17 protein-coding genes are annotated in these 14,104 nt (G+C 70.6%); 7 read left to right on the top strand and 10 right to left on the bottom strand.

The window, feature by feature from the left end:
• The 5 genes from FV242_RS28720 to FV242_RS28700 form a co-directional block, all read right to left on the bottom strand.
• Nucleotides 1–214: translation initiation factor IF-2 associated domain-containing protein (locus FV242_RS28720; RefSeq protein ID WP_147941303.1), on the bottom strand; the 214-nt coding region annotated here is incomplete at its 3' end.
• A gap of 79 nt (nucleotides 215–293) precedes the next feature.
• Nucleotides 294–1,028, bottom strand: a complete 735-nt coding sequence (locus FV242_RS28715; RefSeq protein ID WP_147941302.1) for an RNA-binding protein — start codon at nucleotides 1,026–1,028, stop codon at nucleotides 294–296.
• A gap of 24 nt (nucleotides 1,029–1,052) precedes the next feature.
• Complete coding sequence (nusA, locus tag FV242_RS28710; RefSeq protein WP_147941301.1) at nucleotides 1,053–2,690, bottom strand: transcription termination factor NusA; 1,638 nt, start codon at nucleotides 2,688–2,690, stop codon at nucleotides 1,053–1,055.
• A gap of 75 nt (nucleotides 2,691–2,765) precedes the next feature.
• Nucleotides 2,766–3,590 (bottom strand): ribosome maturation factor RimP, encoded by an 825-nt coding sequence (gene rimP / locus FV242_RS28705; protein ID WP_147941300.1) that lies wholly within the window; start codon nucleotides 3,588–3,590, stop codon nucleotides 2,766–2,768.
• Between the two features lie 372 nt (nucleotides 3,591–3,962).
• A complete protein-coding gene (locus FV242_RS28700) occupies nucleotides 3,963–4,973 on the bottom strand; it encodes an aldo/keto reductase (RefSeq protein ID WP_147941299.1) in 1,011 nt (336 codons plus the stop codon).
• Nucleotides 4,974–5,170: 197 nt separating this feature from the next.
• On the opposite strand from FV242_RS28700, the gene FV242_RS28695 reads away from it, so the two are divergent.
• The 3 genes from FV242_RS28695 (at nucleotide 5,171) to FV242_RS28685 (ending at nucleotide 7,061) form a co-directional block, all read left to right on the top strand.
• Nucleotides 5,171–6,118 carry a sulfite oxidase heme-binding subunit YedZ gene (locus FV242_RS28695; protein WP_147941298.1) on the top strand — a complete coding sequence of 316 codons (948 nt, stop codon included), beginning with the start codon at nucleotides 5,171–5,173 and terminating at the stop codon, nucleotides 6,116–6,118.
• A 52-nt stretch (nucleotides 6,119–6,170) separates the two neighbouring features.
• Nucleotides 6,171–6,560, top strand: a complete 390-nt coding sequence (locus FV242_RS28690) for a hypothetical protein (protein ID WP_246692934.1) — start codon at nucleotides 6,171–6,173, stop codon at nucleotides 6,558–6,560.
• 129 nt (nucleotides 6,561–6,689) lie between these two features.
• Nucleotides 6,690–7,061 carry a hypothetical protein gene (locus tag FV242_RS28685; protein WP_147941297.1) on the top strand — a complete coding sequence of 124 codons (372 nt, stop codon included), beginning with the start codon at nucleotides 6,690–6,692 and terminating at the stop codon, nucleotides 7,059–7,061.
• Between the two features lie 14 nt (nucleotides 7,062–7,075).
• Here FV242_RS28685 and FV242_RS34875 read toward each other — a convergent pair whose 3' ends face one another.
• Both FV242_RS34875 and FV242_RS28680 read right to left on the bottom strand, forming a co-directional pair.
• Entirely contained in the window at nucleotides 7,076–7,252 is a 177-nt protein-coding gene (locus FV242_RS34875; protein ID WP_007569379.1) for a hypothetical protein, read from the bottom strand.
• 149 nt (nucleotides 7,253–7,401) lie between these two features.
• On the bottom strand, nucleotides 7,402–7,797 hold the full coding sequence (locus tag FV242_RS28680) for a DUF4174 domain-containing protein (RefSeq protein ID WP_147941296.1): 396 nt from the start codon (nucleotides 7,795–7,797) through the stop codon (nucleotides 7,402–7,404).
• 108 nt (nucleotides 7,798–7,905) lie between these two features.
• Here FV242_RS28680 and FV242_RS28675 point away from each other — a divergent pair, with 108 nt between their 5' ends.
• From FV242_RS28675 to FV242_RS28660, 4 genes are all read left to right on the top strand, one after another.
• Entirely contained in the window at nucleotides 7,906–8,922 is a 1,017-nt protein-coding gene (locus tag FV242_RS28675) for an NADP-dependent oxidoreductase (protein ID WP_147941295.1), read from the top strand.
• Nucleotides 8,923–9,090: 168 nt separating this feature from the next.
• Nucleotides 9,091–9,669 (top strand): single-stranded DNA-binding protein, encoded by a 579-nt coding sequence (gene ssb / locus FV242_RS28670; RefSeq protein WP_147910717.1) that lies wholly within the window; start codon nucleotides 9,091–9,093, stop codon nucleotides 9,667–9,669.
• A 732-nt stretch (nucleotides 9,670–10,401) separates the two neighbouring features.
• Nucleotides 10,402–10,704: a hypothetical protein gene (locus FV242_RS28665; RefSeq protein WP_147941294.1), complete on the top strand. Its 303-nt coding sequence runs from the start codon at nucleotides 10,402–10,404 to the stop codon at nucleotides 10,702–10,704.
• Between the two features lie 72 nt (nucleotides 10,705–10,776).
• Nucleotides 10,777–11,268 carry a cache domain-containing protein gene (locus tag FV242_RS28660; protein WP_147941293.1) on the top strand — a complete coding sequence of 164 codons (492 nt, stop codon included), beginning with the start codon at nucleotides 10,777–10,779 and terminating at the stop codon, nucleotides 11,266–11,268.
• Nucleotides 11,269–11,278: 10 nt separating this feature from the next.
• Here FV242_RS28660 and FV242_RS28655 read toward each other — a convergent pair whose 3' ends face one another.
• The 3 genes from FV242_RS28655 to FV242_RS28645 form a co-directional block, all read right to left on the bottom strand.
• On the bottom strand, nucleotides 11,279–12,157 hold the full coding sequence (locus FV242_RS28655) for an SDR family oxidoreductase (protein WP_147941292.1): 879 nt from the start codon (nucleotides 12,155–12,157) through the stop codon (nucleotides 11,279–11,281).
• A 347-nt stretch (nucleotides 12,158–12,504) separates the two neighbouring features.
• Nucleotides 12,505–13,314 (bottom strand): exodeoxyribonuclease III, encoded by an 810-nt coding sequence (locus FV242_RS28650; protein ID WP_147941291.1) that lies wholly within the window; start codon nucleotides 13,312–13,314, stop codon nucleotides 12,505–12,507.
• Between the two features lie 27 nt (nucleotides 13,315–13,341).
• A partial coding sequence (locus tag FV242_RS28645; RefSeq protein WP_187278603.1) for an outer-membrane lipoprotein carrier protein LolA occupies nucleotides 13,342–14,104 on the bottom strand: 763 nt, incomplete at its 5' end.

Raw genomic sequence — 14,104 nt, 5'->3', positions numbered from 1 at the left:
GGGCCGGCCGGGGGGCGGGCGCAGGCTCACGAGCGGGAGCGGCCGGCGCCGCGCCGACGCCACGGCGCTTGACCGTCTCGACCACGACCTGCTTGGAGCGGCCATGGGAGAAGCTCTGACGTACGGTGCCCGCCTCGATCGGCCGCTTGAGGGAAAGCGGCTTCGGAGAAGTCCTGTTCAGAGTCTTGTCGCCCGGGTTGTTCGTGTCGCTCATTCAGCCTGAACCCTGAGGGTTTCCATCGTCCCGTGAACCGACGCCCGGTGGCGCCAGCCAAATTCGTCCTGGTGCGTCGTCAACGTGAGGCTTCGTCGATCCCGCCGATTCGGGCTGGATCGGGCTCCTCGGTCGCCGCGGCGGCGCCCTCGAAGGAGCGTAGCCGACGCCAACGCGACAGGCAGCCGGCAGCTCCGGCTCCTGCGACGAGCGCAGCGTGTATCACATGATCCCGACCTAAGGCCATGTCCAATTCATCTTCGGACAGGTCGTCGATGATCGGTATCCTTGACATGGCCTCACCGTGCCGTCGGTACAAGGCCGCGGCGATCTTGCGCCGGCCGTCCGGACTGGCCTCCGCGGCGTGGATCAGGGCCACCGCGCCGGGCTGGCCGCCGATCGCCGCCTCGACCTTCGAGAAGCCCGCGACCACGCAGCCCGCCTTGTTGGCCATGGCGATCGCCTGCCGCAGATCCTCGCGCAGGCCTGTGACGATCCGGTCCGGGAGGTCGGCGCCGGCCTGGGCCGGTCCCTTGAACGCCCGCGCGAACAGGTTCTTGCGGACCGCCGTCGCGACGGCATCCCGCTTCGCGCTGATCCAGGCGCCGCGCCCGGGGAGCTTGGCCCGCAGGTCCGGCACCACGGCGCCATCCGGGCCGCGCACGAACCGGATCATCGCCTCGGGCGGCTGGACGACGCGCGTGACGATGCAGGTCCGCTGCGGCACGCGCCGGCCGGGGCCACTGTCGAGCCCCCCGGCTTCCAGCGCGTCCTGCGGCCCCTCGTCGGGCAGGGTCTCGCCGACCTCGGCCATGAGCGCGTCCGCCGCGGCCTTTGCTCAGGCCTCGGCCGGGGTGGCGGCGGCCGGCTCGGGTGCCTCGTCGCCCTCGGCGGCCACTGCACCCTCCTCGGCCTCCGGCTCGGGCAGCGCCTCGATCCAGCCGGCCTTCAGGCGGGCGGCCATGATCAGGCCCTCGGCCTCGGTGCGGGACAGCTCGAAGCCGTCGAGATAGCCTGCGTGGCGCACGGCGTCGGGTCCGCGGCCCTCGGTGTAGCCGACCAGATCGTCGGTGGCGCAGCCCGCCAGGTCCTCGACGGTTTTCACGTCGTTCTCGCCGAGCGCGACCATCATGGGCGTGGTGATGCCCTCGATCTCGCGCAGCTCGTCGGCGACGCCGAGTTCGGTGCGGCGGGTGTCGTGCTCCTGCTCGATCCGGGCGAGGTGATCCTGGGCGCGGGCCTGGATCTCGGCGCCGGTCTCGTCGTCGAGCCCCTGGATGCCGGACAGCTCCTGGATGTCGACGTAGGCGATCTCCTCGACGTTGCGGAAGCCTTCGGCCGCCAGCAGCTGTCCGACGGTCTCGTCGACGTCGAGGGCTTCCATGAACACCTGGGTCCGCTCGGCGAACTCCTTCTGGCGCCGCTCGGATTCCTCGGCCTCGGTCAGGATGTCGATGTCCCAGCCGGTGAGCTGCGAGGCGAGCCGTACGTTCTGGCCGCGGCGGCCGATGGCCAGCGACAGCTGGTCGTCGGGCACCACCACCTCGATGCGGTCGGCCTCCTCGTCGAGCACGACCTTCACGACCTCGGCCGGCTGGAGCGCGTTGACGATGAACGTCGCCTCGTCCTCGGACCACGGGATGATGTCGATCTTCTCGCCCTGGAGCTCGCCGACCACCGCCTGGACGCGCGAGCCGCGCATGCCGACGCAAGCGCCGACCGGGTCGATGCTGCCGTCGCGGGAGATCACGGCGATCTTGGCGCGCGAGCCCGGATCGCGGGCCACGGCCTTCACCTCGACGATGCCGTCATAGATCTCGGGCACTTCCTGGCCGAACAGCTTGGCCATGAATTGCGGGTGCGAGCGCGACAGGAAGATCTGCGGCCCGCGCACTTCCGAGCGCACGTCGAACAGGTAGGAGCGGATCCGGTCGCCCGGCCGGAAGGTCTCGCGCGGGATCATCTCGTCCCGGCGCACGATGCCCTCGCCCCGGCCCAGATCGACGATGACGTTGCCGTACTCGACCCGCTTGACGATGCCGTTGAGGATCTCGCCGATGCGGTCCTTGTACTCGTCGAACTGCCGGGCGCGCTCGGCGTCGCGCACCTTCTGGACGATGACCTGCTTGGCCGACTGGGCGGCGACGCGACCGAAATCGAACGGCGGCAGGGTGTCGGAGATCACGTCGCCCACGAGCGCGCCGGGATTGTAGCGGCGGGCCTGGTCCAGGGTGATCTCGCGGGCGTCGTTCTCGACCTGATCGACCACCAGGAGGTGCCGCGATAGGCGCAGCGCTCCGGTCTTGTTGTCGATCTCGGCGTGCACGTCCGTCTCCGCGCCGTAGCGGGAGCGGGCCGCCTTGGCGATCGCCTCCTCCATCGCGTCGATCACGATGGAGCGATCGATCACCTTCTCGCGGGCGACCGCGTCGGCGATCTGGAGGAGTTCGAGCCTGTTGGCGCTGACGACGGCCATCGGTGTCGGTCCTTCTCTTCCGTCAAGTCCTGGTGCCGGGCGCCCGGAGGCGGCCGGCCCAAACCTCAATTCACGTCAATGCAGGTCGTCGCGGCTCTTGAGCCGGGACGCCTTGGACACGACCGGCTTCTTGGGACCGGTGCGCGGCGGTTTCTTGTCTTTCGCGGCCTTCGGGGCCGGCTTGCCGCCGACCTTGGCGGCCTTGACGGCCTTGGCCTTCGGACCCTGCGGCCGGGGCGCCGGCCGGGCCGGGACCGCCGGCGCGTCGTCCGCGTCCTCGTCCTCGTCCTCGTCCTCAGCCGCGTCGTCCTCATCCAGGGCCTCCGCGTCGTCGGCGGGCGGGCCGCCGCGGCGGAGGGATTCGCGAATCAGCTCGTCGGTGAGGACGAGATGCGCCTCGGCCAGATCCCGCAGCGGCAGGTCGACCCGGCTCGGCAGGCCTTCCTTCACGTCGGGCAGATCGATCGGGACGGTCAGCGCCTCCGGGTCCGGAGCGCCGAGGATCCCGCGAAACCGCTTGCGGCCATCGAGCGGCGGGCTCAGTTCGACCTTGACCTCGTAGCCGATCCAGCGGGCGAAATCCGAGACCCGCACCAGCGGCCGGTCGATCCCCGGGGAGGAGATCTCCAGGTTGTAGGCGGTGCCGACCGGATCATCGACGTCGAGGACCGGCGAGATCGCGCGGCTGACCGCCTCGCAATCGTCGATCGAGAAGGTGCCGTCGGGCCGCTCCGCCATGATCTGGACGGTGCAGCCGTTGGTGTTGGTGACCTTGACCCGGACCAGCCGGAACCCGAGGCCCTGGACCGGCCCCTCGATCACCTGCACCACGCGCGCGGCGACCCCGGTCTCTCGGACCAGGCGCTTCTCGGACAGATCCGCTTCGATCTCGGACGACATGGATGGGGGCGTAATACCTTCGCGGCGTCCCGGGTGGCACGTCCCGGCCTGCGGCCTCGCGCATCGAACCCGATGCGGCGAAAAAAAAGAGCGGACCCGGTGGGGCCCACTCCCGAACCGCAGCCTTGCGACTGCCATCAGAACTGTTGGTTGGATAGATAGCCGCGGTCGGTCGTGAGCGCAAGGTGGATCGGGGCTTGTCGTGTCGGCACATCTGTTACCGGACGCCGGCCTCCGAGGTGGGCTCGTTCGTCATGGGCGTGGCAGCACGACCACGGATCCAGATTGAAGTCCTTCCGCCCATCCCGTCATTCCGGGGCGCCGCAGGTGGGCCCGGGATTACGGGGTGGAAGCCTCAGCGTCAGTCCGGAATCAAAGGCCGCGCGGCACCCGTCCCTCCAGCGGATAGGCCGGGTCGTTGTAGCCCGGGGTGGTCGGATGCCCGGCCGCCACGAAGCCGTCCACCAGCGCCTCGTCCTCCGGGGTGAAGGCGTAGTCGAGGGCGCCGAGATATTCCTGCCACTGCGCCTCGGTGCGCGGCCCGGCGATGACGCCGGTGATCAGGCGGTTGTTCAGAACCCAGGCGGTGGCGAATTGCCCGGCCGTGATGCCGCGGGCCTCGGCATGCTCCCTCAAGGTGCGGGCGATGCGCAGGGATTCCGGGCGCCACTCGGTCTGCATCATCCGGGTGTCCTGGCGGCCGGCGCGGGATTCGGCCGGCGGCGGGGCGTCCGGGTCGTACTTGCCGGTCAGCACGCCGCGGGCGAGCGGCGAGTACGGGACGACGCCGAGCCCGTAATGGGCGCAGGCCGGCAGGTGCTCGGTCTCGGGCATCCGGTTGAAGGCGTTGTAATAGGGCTGGCTCACCACCGGCCGGTCGATGCCGGCCTCGTCGCAGAGCCGGCAGATCTCGGCGACCCGCCAGGAGCGATGGTTCGAGACGCCGAAATGGCGAATCTTGCCCGCCCGCACCAGGTCGGCCATCGCCCGCACGGTCTCCGCGAGCGGCGTGTCGTGGTCCTCCTTGTGCAGGTAGTAGATGTCGATGAACGGCGTCCCGAGCCGGCGCAGGCTGTCCTCGGCGGCCTTCATCACGTGGACCCGCGACAGGCCGCGGTCGTTGACGCCGGGGCCGGTCGGGTTGGCGACCTTGGTGGCCAGGATCCAGGCGTCGCGCTCGCCCTTGATCGCCCGCCCGGTGATCTCCTCCGAGCGGCCGTCGGTATAGACGTTGGCCGTGTCGATGAAGTTGATGCCCGCCTCCCGGGCGCTGCCGACGATGCGGCCGGCCGTGGCCTCGTCGGTGGGGCCGCCGAACATCATCGTGCCGAGGCAGATCGGCGAGACCTTGAGGCCGGAGCGGCCGAGATTGCGGTACTGCATGGGATCCATCCGGTGTCCGTCCGCCCGCAATTTCGCCGCTTGGGCGGCGAGGTCAACCGTGCCGGCGTAACACCGGAGACATCCGCGACGAACCGGCCCGCGCGGGGAGCGATCCCCACGAGCGCCGGTTTCGCACCCTGAGACCCTGGCCCGAGGGCCACGCCGGTTCCGATATTCAGAACGCCGAGTCCGAAAGAATGATCGACCGCCTGGCTGTTCCCCTCGGTATCCCCCTCCCATGGCTCGACCGGGCCGGACGCCTCTCGTGGCTGAAGCTCACGGTGTTCCTGGCCTGCATCGCGCCGGCCCTGTACCTGGCGGGCGCCTACCGGCTCGACGCGCTGGGCGCCAAGCCGATCACCGCGCTGATCCACGCCACCGGCGAGTGGGCGGTGCGCTTCCTGCTGTTCTCGCTCGCGATCTCGCCGCTGCGCCGGATCGCCGACTGGGCGAAGGTGCTGGTGGTCCGGCGCATGCTCGGGGTCACCGTGATGGCCTACGCGGTGGCGCACCTCACCCTCTACGCGGTCGACCAGAACCTGATCCTGACCAAGGTCGTCAGCGAGATCGCCCTGCGGCTCTACCTCACGATCGGCTTCGTGGCGCTGATCGGCCTGATCGCCCTGGGGCTGACCTCCACGGACGCGGCGATCCGCAACCTCGGCCCGAACTGGCACCGGCTGCACCGGCTGGTCTACACGATCGCGGTGCTGGCGCTCGTCCACTATTTTCTGCAATCGAAGATCGACGTCAGCGATCCGGTCTTCTCGGCCGGGCTGTTCCTGCTGCTGATGGGCTGGCGGGCGATGCGGCGGTTCAAGCTGCCGGAGCGGCCGTGGTCGCTGCTGCTGCTGGCGATCCTCGGCGGCCTCGCCACCGCGGGCCTCGAAGCGGCGTGGTACGGACTGGCCAGCGGCGTCCCGGCGAACCTCGTGCTGGCGGCCAACCTGGACTTCTCCGGCCCGATCCGGCCCGGCTGGTGGGTCGTGGCGACCGGGCTGCTGATGCCCGCGATCGCGCTCCTGCGCGGCGGGCGCACCGCCGGCAGAGCCGCCAAACCGGGGGCCGGCCGGGACCGCGTGGCCGCGCCGCGCGGGACGGGCCCCCGTGCGGGTGCCGCGCAACCCTTGTCGCCGCCCGCCTGATGCCGCAGAACCCGCGGCCGGCGGATCTCGCCGCAGCGGAGTGACCTGGGCTATGCGCGGCACGCTTCTCCTCATCGCGGGTCTGCTCGCCCCGGCCGTCGCCCTGGCTGCGCCCGCCAAGCCCGCACCCACCAAGCCGAACCCGGACAAGGCCGCGCCGGCCGCCGCCGCCCCGGCGGTCACCGCCTGCAAGCCCCCGGAGGCGCCGCCGGCGGCTTTGCGCCCGACCAAGCCCGTGCTCCCCGAGAAGCCGGCCTGCCTCGACGCCAAGGGCGGCTGCCCCGGCTGGGAGGCCTACAGCTTCAACGACGCGGTGAAGGCCTACAATCTGCAGGCGCAGGCGTTCCGGCCGATCGCCGAGTCCTACGCGCAGAAGCTCAACGCCTACGTCAAGGCGAGCGCGGATTACGCGCAGTGCGAGATCAACGCGATGCAGAACTGAGGTGCTACGCTGAAAGAGGCCGGCTGAACGGCGGCCAACCGGGGACGCGGCGGGGGTTCAGCCGGCGCGGCGCAGTCTCCGGCATCGATGGCTGCGATCCCCGCCGCCGCTTCCTGCCGAGGCCGACCAGTGCCCTTCCGTCATACCATCGGGCGCGCCGGATTCTGCGCCCTGCTGTTCGCCGCCGGACCGGCGCTGGCCGCCGACTTCGACGGCCCGCCTCCACCGCACGACTATGGCGGCCCGGCCGAGGGCTACGAGCAGCGCGACCGGCGGCCCCCGCCTCCGCCCCCGCCGCCGGAACCGGAGTTCCGAAGGCCCCGCTTCTCGGCGGCGCCGCCCGAGGCGTGCCGGGAGTTCGTCCGGCGCCGGTTCGATCCGGACGGCGCGCCGGTGCTGCGCCGGGTCCGGGTTTGCGACGAGCCCGCCTTCGACCGCGGGCCGCCCCCGCCCCCGCCGGAGGACGTTCCGCCCCGCCGCTGGGGCGGGCCCCGCTGGTAGGGCGGCGACCCGGATCAGATCCGGGCCGGGGCCTTCTTGAGGGCGGCCGCGAAGGCCTTGAGCTGGCGGTTCAGATCCGCCAGCTCGTTCAGCGCGATGGTCTTGTGACCGTCGCGGACCGCGCGCTCGATATCCTCGACCTGGAGGCTGACGACGCGGCGGATGGCAGTGGCGACTTGTTCTCGGGTCATCGATGCGAGGGTCTCGTTCGCGCGTCCTGGCGGGCCACAACGGACGGCCGGACCACGGCCGCCGACACCGCCCGGTGATAGGCCGGTAGGCTTAACCGTTGGTGTCCGGAGGCCCCGCCATCCCCGGAAACCGGGTCCGCCGCAGCCCGTCAGCGGCCTCGGATCTCGCCCCGCCGCATCGGCATCGCGTCGATCGTGGCGAACAGTTTTTGGGGCGGGATCGGCGCCGCCTCCGTGAGCTTGGCGCCGCCGTCCTTGCCGACCAGGACCGCCCGGAATTCGCCCGCCGGCAGGGACAGGTGCGCGCGCAAGGCCCGGGCCTCGGCACCGTCCCCGACCGCCTCCAGCACCACGAGGTCGCGCTCGGCCGCCCCGCCCCGCATCGGGCCGAGCGCCGCCCGTTGCGCCCGCAGGGCCGCGTCGTCCGGATCGGGGGCCGACAGCACCAGCACCCGGGAGCGCCAGCGATAGGCGTCGAGCGGTCCGGCCGTCGCGGCGCCCGCCGTCAGGGCGGCCAAGCCTAAGCCGATCAGGGTCGCGCGCATCGAGCCTCCTTGCCCGCCGATCCCGGTCAACGCGCGGGGCGCCCCATTGGCCGCCGCCGCCTCGCGCCCCAGATCGGGGGTCGCAGGCAGAACACCCGGGAGCCTTTCATGAACGCCGTGAACCACCGCATCGTCCTGGCGTCGCGCCCGCACGGGGAGCCGAAACCCGAAAACTTCCGCCTGGAGGAGGGGCCGGTGCCGGAGATCGGGCCGGGCCAGATCCTGCTGCGCACGCACTGGCTGTCGCTCGACCCGTATATGCGCGGCCGGATGAGCGACGCGAAATCCTACGCGACCCCGGTGCAGATCGGCGAGCCGATCACCGCCGAGGTGGTCGGCGAGGTCGTCGCGTCGAAGCATCCGGACATCCCGGTCGGGGAGCTGCGAACGGCCTTCGCGGGCTGGCAGGAATTTTTTGCCAGCGACGGTAAGGGCACCCGCCGGGTCGATCCCGACGCCGCCCCGCCCTCGACGGCGGTCGGCGTCCTCGGGATGCCGGGCATGACCGCCTATACCGGCCTGCTCAACATCGGCCGGCCCAAGCCCGGCGAGACCGTGGTGGTGGCCGCCGCCGCCGGGCCGGTGGGCTCGCTGGTCGGGCAGATCGCCCGGCTGAAGGGGGCCCGCGCTGTCGGGATCGCGGGCGGGCCCGACAAGTGCCGCTACCTCACCGAGGAGCTCGGCTTCGACGCGGCGGTGGACCATCGCGGGGCCGACCTGCCGGGGGCGCTGGCGGAAGCCTGTCCCAAGGGCATCGACGTCTACTTCGAGAATGTCGGAGGCGCCGTGTTCGCCGCCGTGATGCCGCTGCTCAACCCGTTTGCCCGGATCCCGGTCTGCGGCCTGGTCTCCGCCTACAACGCCACCGAGGCGCCCGCCGGGCCGGACCGGCTGCCCGGCCTGATGCGCTCGGTGCTCACCAACCGCCTGCAAATCCAGGGCTTCATCGTCTGGGATTTCGCCGACCAGGCCGAGACCTTCCGGACCGAGGTCGGGGCATGGATCCGGGAGGGCAAGGTCCGCTACCGGGAGGACGTGGTCGAGGGCCTCGAGAACGCACCCGACGCGTTCATCGGCCTGCTGAAAGGTCGGAATTTCGGCAAGCTGGTCGTGCATATCCCGTGAGCGCGGCTTGCCGCCGGATTGGAACAGAGATAGAACATCGAGGTTCGACAGCATGCGGATAGCGGGCACAAGCCCGCACCGCAGGTTGCCGCCTCGACGGCCCGGGCGCATGAGTCCCCGGCCGCCGGGTGATGAGCCCAGTGAGATCCGTACGGTAAGGAGAGAGCGATGGCGGGCAGCGTCAACAAGGTGATTCTGGTGGGCAACCTCGGGCGCGACCCGGAGATGCGCCGCCTGGGCTCGGGCGACCCGGTCTGCAACCTGCGGCTGGCGACGTCCGAGTCGTGGAAGGACAAGGCCTCCGGCGAGCGCAAGGAGAAGACCGAGTGGCACTCGGTCGTGATCTACAACGACAACCTCGCCCGGGTGGCCGAGCAGTACCTGCGCAAGGGCTCGAAGGTCTACATCGAGGGCCAGCTCCAGACCCGGAAGTGGACCGACAATTCCGGCGTCGAGAAGTACACCACCGAGGTGGTGCTCCAGCGCTTCCGCGGCGAGATGACGATCCTCGACGGCCGCAGCGGCGGCGGCGGCGGCGACTTCGCGGGCGAGGACGAGGGCGGCGGCCAGATCAGCCGCGGCGGCGAGTCCGGCGGCGGCCGGGGTGGCGACCGCGGCGGTGATTTCGGCGGCGGCCGCGCCCAGGGCGGCGGCGGCGGACGTCCGGCCCCGGCTTCATCCGGCAGCGGTGGCGGCGGCGGTGGCGCCCGCGGCGGGTACGACCTGGACGACGATATCCCGTTCTAGGGTTTTCGGGATTTCTTAGACCCGCCGCTCACCGCGGCGGGTTTTTTCTGCGTGATTGTGTAGTTTGCAAACCGACGCACGGTTGCTTGCTCTGGATTGCATCAGGTTCTCCACACGCCCCCGACCCATCCAATCGAAGCCAACCAGGGAAACGCCTCGTCCCGAGATCGCACGCCGCCTTGGGTCGCTTCGCTGTGCTCGCAATGTCGGGTGAGCGGCCGACTGATGGCGATCTACGCCGCTCCCCGTATCGGCGCGCCGCCTGTGACCGGCGCCGCGGCCCCTGCCCTCCCGGGAGCTTCCGCCGCAGCGACACGCCGCCGGTCCCGCCGACCGTCAGGACGACCGGGCGCGGGCCGGCATCGGGGTCGCCCCCATCCTCCAGCCAGGCCAGCCCCTGCCGGAAGGCCCGCCCGGGCGGCGCGCGCTTGGCAGCGCGACGAATTCCATCGACCGCGGCATGCGACATGGATCTACTGTCGGCTACATGGTATATCCGTCCACTCAGCGACGTTCGGCGGCGTTCGCGCTATTTTTTTCGCATGAATATTGAATATTATCCGGCCTATCGATTGCAAAATCGACGACACCGGGATTAAACCTGGGTCCGGACAGGTCCTCGCTCTCGGAGAGGTACCTGCGACGCAAAAAGAACCGCGCGGGGAGACCCGTCGATGCCCGATGTCTAAGCCTGCTAGCGTCGATATCTCCATCGTATCCGGGAGCCGGAAGATGTCAGATCTCTGTGCGATCGAAGATTTCATCACCGAGGCCGAACACCACATCCGACATGCGGAAGCACTGCTGGCTGACCTCGAAGCGATGCGGTCGAGCGAGGGCCGGCGCCTGCGGGCTTGCATGTATCTCACCGCGCTGCAGCGGCTGAAGCGCATGATCGAAACCCACCATCCCGCGGAGGCGGCGGACGATGCCCCGCTTCCGGCCGCCATCCTGGCCGGGCCGAAGCGGCCGCGCTGGTGGCCGGTGCCGCGGATGGCGATCGAGACCGGTTTCTTCCGGCGCCGCGCCGGCTGATGCTCCGGTGATCGACGCCCCCGACCGGGACCGCGATCACCGGACCGAAGGGGGACCGTCAGGGGGGCGACCATGCCCAAGCGAGCGCTGATCGTCAGCCTGCCGATCCTGGTCCTGATCGCGGTCCTGCCGCTGCGGCGGGTGGCCGGGCGGGATCAGCGCGGCCCGGTCCACCAGGCGGCGGAGATCGAGGCCCTCGTCAACAAAGCGGCCGACCTGATCGAGGGCGAGGGCCGCACCGCCTTCACGGCGTTCCGGCGCAAGAACAGCCCGTGGCGCTACGGCGACGTCTACCTGTTCGTCGTCGACATGCACGGGACCGTGCTGTTCAACGCCGCCCATCCGAACCGCGAGGGCCGCGACCTGCTCCAGGAGCACGACGCGGCCGGCAAGCAGTTCCACAAAGACTTCATCGGAACCGTGCGGGAATCCGGGTCCGGCTGGGTCGACTACATGTTCCCGAGGCCCCGGCGCAGCACGCCCGAGGTGAAGTGGAGCTACGTCTGCGCCACGACCGTCGAGGACGTCCCGGCGCTGGTGGGCGCAGGCGTCTACGTCGAGTGAGGCTCCGCCCTCACAGCATCGGGATGCCGCCGGTCACCGGCACGAGGGCGCCCGACATGAAGCTGCCCTCGCGCGAGGCGAGCAGGACGTAGGCTCCGGCGAGTTCCGCCGGCTGGCCGGCGCGGCCCAGCGGGGTCTGGGTGCCGAGCTCTTCCAGCTCCTCGGGGCTCTTCACGATCGGCTGAATCGGGGTCCAGACCGGGCCGGGCGCCACGCAATTCACCCGGATGCCCTGGGGCGCGAGCAGGTTCGACAGGCCGATGGTCAGGCTGGCGATGGCCCCCTTGGTGGCGGCGTAGATCAGCATGTTCGCGCCCGCGACCTTGGCCTGGACGCTGGTGCTGTTCACGATTGCGCCGCCCGGCTTCATGTGCGGCACCGCGGCCTGGGCGAGGTAGTACATCGCGAACACGTTGGCCCGGAACGAGCCCTCGATGTCGGCGGCCTTGAGGTCGTCGAGCCCTGCGTTCACCACCTGGGCGGCGGCGTTGTTGACCAGGATGTCGAGCCGCCCGAACGCCGCCATCGTCCGGTCCACCAGCGCCCGGCACTGGGCCTCGTCGCGGATGTCGCCCGGCAGGAGCATGCAGCGGCGGCCGGCCTTCTCGACCCAGGCCTTGGTGTCCTCCGCGTCCGACTGCTCGACCTCCAGGTAGGAGATCGCCACGTCGGCGCCCTCACGGGCATACGCGATCGCCACGGCCCGGCCGATGCCGGAATCGCCGCCGGTGATCAGCGCCGCCTGCCCGGTGAGCAGGCCCTTGCCGACGTAGCTCTCCTCGCCATGGTCGGGGCGCGGCGTCATCTTCGAGGTGAGGCCGGGCCGCTCCTGTTGCTGGTTGCCGGGAAAGGGCGGCCGGGGACCGGCCTCGCGGGGATCGTCGGTCATCGGGCGCGGAATCCTGAAGGGCGGGGGATCTCATGCGCACTCCGCTCGGCCATGGCCGCCGGGCGGGCTGCGCAGCGCCGTCGCGAGCGCACGCAGAACAACCGCCCCTCGCCCTGATCCGAGCCGGATGAGGGGAGAGGTCGGTGCGCGTGGATTTGAAGGATGGTCGTGCGGGACGTCAGAACGCCCGGTCGCGGGCGGTGTGCGGGCCGCCGTAGCGGCGGCGCAGGAAGGAGACGACCTTGGGAAGCAGAAGGGCGATCAGGATCTTGCGCATCGGGCGGGCTCGCATCGCAGGTTCGTGATCCGCCAATGCGCCGTGGTCACCGCAGTTCCGTGACGCGCCGTCACAGCTCCAGGGTCAGGGTCACCGGGGCGTGGTCGGAGGGCCGCGCCCAGCCGCGGGCGTCGCGCAGGACCTCCACCAAGCGGACCGTGCCGGCCAGCTCCGGCGAGACCCAGGCATGGTCGAGGCGCCGGCCCTTGTTGGCCCCCGACCAGTCCGGGGAGCGGTAGCTCCACCAGGTGTAGATCTTCTCCGGCTCGGGGGTGAGATGCCGCGCCGCATCGATCCAGCCGGCCTCGCCGCGCAGCAGTTCCAGCGCCTCGGTCTCCACGGGGGTATGGCTCACCACGTCGAGGAGTTGCTTGTGCGACCAGACATCGTGCTCCAGCGGCGCCACGTTGAGGTCGCCGACCAGGATCGCCGGGCCGGAGACGCGCTTGCCGCCCCAGGCACGCAGCTCACCCAGGAAATCGAGCTTGTGGGCGAACTTCGGATTCAGCGCGCGGTCGGGCACGTCGCCGCCGGCCGGGACGTAGAAATCGTGCAGCACGATGCCGGCGGCGGCCCCCGCCTCCGGCCCGAGCACCGCCGAGATGTGCCGGGCATCCGGCTTCTCGCAGAAGCCCATCACGCCGCGGGTGTGCAGGGGGAAGCGCGACAGGATCGCGACGCCGTTATAGCCCTTCTGGCCGGCGAACATCACGTGCTCGTACCCTGAGCCGCGCAGGGCCTTGAGCGGAAACGCGTCGTCCGGGCACTTGGTCTCCTGGAGGCAGAGCACGTCCGGCTTGTGCTCGGACAGGAAGCGCAGGACCAGGTCGATGCGCAGCCGCACCGAGTTGATGTTCCAGGTGGTAACAGACAGGCGCACGGGCGAGGTCTCGGGTTACGTGTTCGATCAGTTGGGCTGCGATTGCTGGATCTGCTGCTGCATCGCCTTGTCCTCGGCGCGCCCGTAATTGATGAAGAACAGGCTCGCATCGACACTCTTGGGCCGCTGCAGGTTCGAGAGCTGCACCGTGGTGATGTAGCCCTGCGGGTCGGTGATCCGCCATTGCGACAGGGTCTTCATCTCGGCATCGAAGAACAGCTGGATCTTCGAGGTGCCACCCAAGGTCGCCCGGTCCTCCATGCTGATGCGCACGCCGCCCGGATCGTTGGCGACGTCGGTGACCGAGAGGTCGCGGGCGAGGTCGATCTTCTCGCGCAGCAGGAATTTCAGGGGCGTCTGGGCGATGAAGTAGAGGTCCTGGGTGGCGAGCTTGCGGTCGCGCACCGCCACAGAGGTGCCGTCGGCCACCACCTCCAGCGGCGAGGGCTGGTCGTAGTCGAAGCGCAGGCGGCCGGGCTTGGCCAGCGTCAGCTTGCCGCCGATCCGGCGCCCGTCGGCGCCGATCTGCATGAAGCTGCCCGTCAGGGTGTTCATGGCGTTGAAGTAGGCGTTGGCTTGGGCCAGCACCGTCGCGGCGTCAGCCGGCTCGGACGGGGCGAGCGCCGTGGGCGTGCCCACCGCGGCGACCTTGGGCTCGGCGGCCTTGTGGTCCGCCTTGTCGGACGTCTTGGTACCGGCCTTGGGGCTGCCGGCCTTCGGCGCCTCCTTGGCCGCGGACTCCTTGGCGGGCTTGGCCGCCGGCTTCCGGGGCGCGGGCGCGGGCGCCGCC

The organism is Methylobacterium sp. WL64, assembly GCF_008039945.1.
Classification (GTDB): Bacteria; Pseudomonadota; Alphaproteobacteria; order Rhizobiales; family Beijerinckiaceae; genus Methylobacterium.
Note: the sequence above shows the minus strand (reverse complement) of the source record. Positions and strands in the feature narration are given on the sequence as shown.

Coding starts and splice junctions, on each gene's coding strand:
- FV242_RS28715 (WP_147941302.1), bottom strand. CDS start 1,028: ATGGCCGAGGTCGGCGAGACCCTGCCCGACGAGGGGCCGCAGGACGCG.
- nusA (WP_147941301.1), bottom strand. CDS start 2,690: ATGGCCGTCGTCAGCGCCAACAGGCTCGAACTCCTCCAGATCGCCGAC.
- rimP (WP_147941300.1), bottom strand. CDS start 3,590: ATGTCGTCCGAGATCGAAGCGGATCTGTCCGAGAAGCGCCTGGTCCGA.
- FV242_RS28700 (WP_147941299.1), bottom strand. CDS start 4,973: ATGCAGTACCGCAATCTCGGCCGCTCCGGCCTCAAGGTCTCGCCGATC.
- FV242_RS28695 (WP_147941298.1), top strand. CDS start 5,171: ATGATCGACCGCCTGGCTGTTCCCCTCGGTATCCCCCTCCCATGGCTC.
- FV242_RS28690 (WP_246692934.1), top strand. CDS start 6,171: ATGCGCGGCACGCTTCTCCTCATCGCGGGTCTGCTCGCCCCGGCCGTC.
- FV242_RS34875 (WP_007569379.1), bottom strand. CDS start 7,252: ATGACCCGAGAACAAGTCGCCACTGCCATCCGCCGCGTCGTCAGCCTC.
- FV242_RS28680 (WP_147941296.1), bottom strand. CDS start 7,797: ATGCGCGCGACCCTGATCGGCTTAGGCTTGGCCGCCCTGACGGCGGGC.
- FV242_RS28675 (WP_147941295.1), top strand. CDS start 7,906: ATGAACGCCGTGAACCACCGCATCGTCCTGGCGTCGCGCCCGCACGGG.
- ssb (WP_147910717.1), top strand. CDS start 9,091: ATGGCGGGCAGCGTCAACAAGGTGATTCTGGTGGGCAACCTCGGGCGC.
- FV242_RS28665 (WP_147941294.1), top strand. CDS start 10,402: ATGTCAGATCTCTGTGCGATCGAAGATTTCATCACCGAGGCCGAACAC.
- FV242_RS28660 (WP_147941293.1), top strand. CDS start 10,777: ATGCCCAAGCGAGCGCTGATCGTCAGCCTGCCGATCCTGGTCCTGATC.
- FV242_RS28655 (WP_147941292.1), bottom strand. CDS start 12,157: ATGACCGACGATCCCCGCGAGGCCGGTCCCCGGCCGCCCTTTCCCGGC.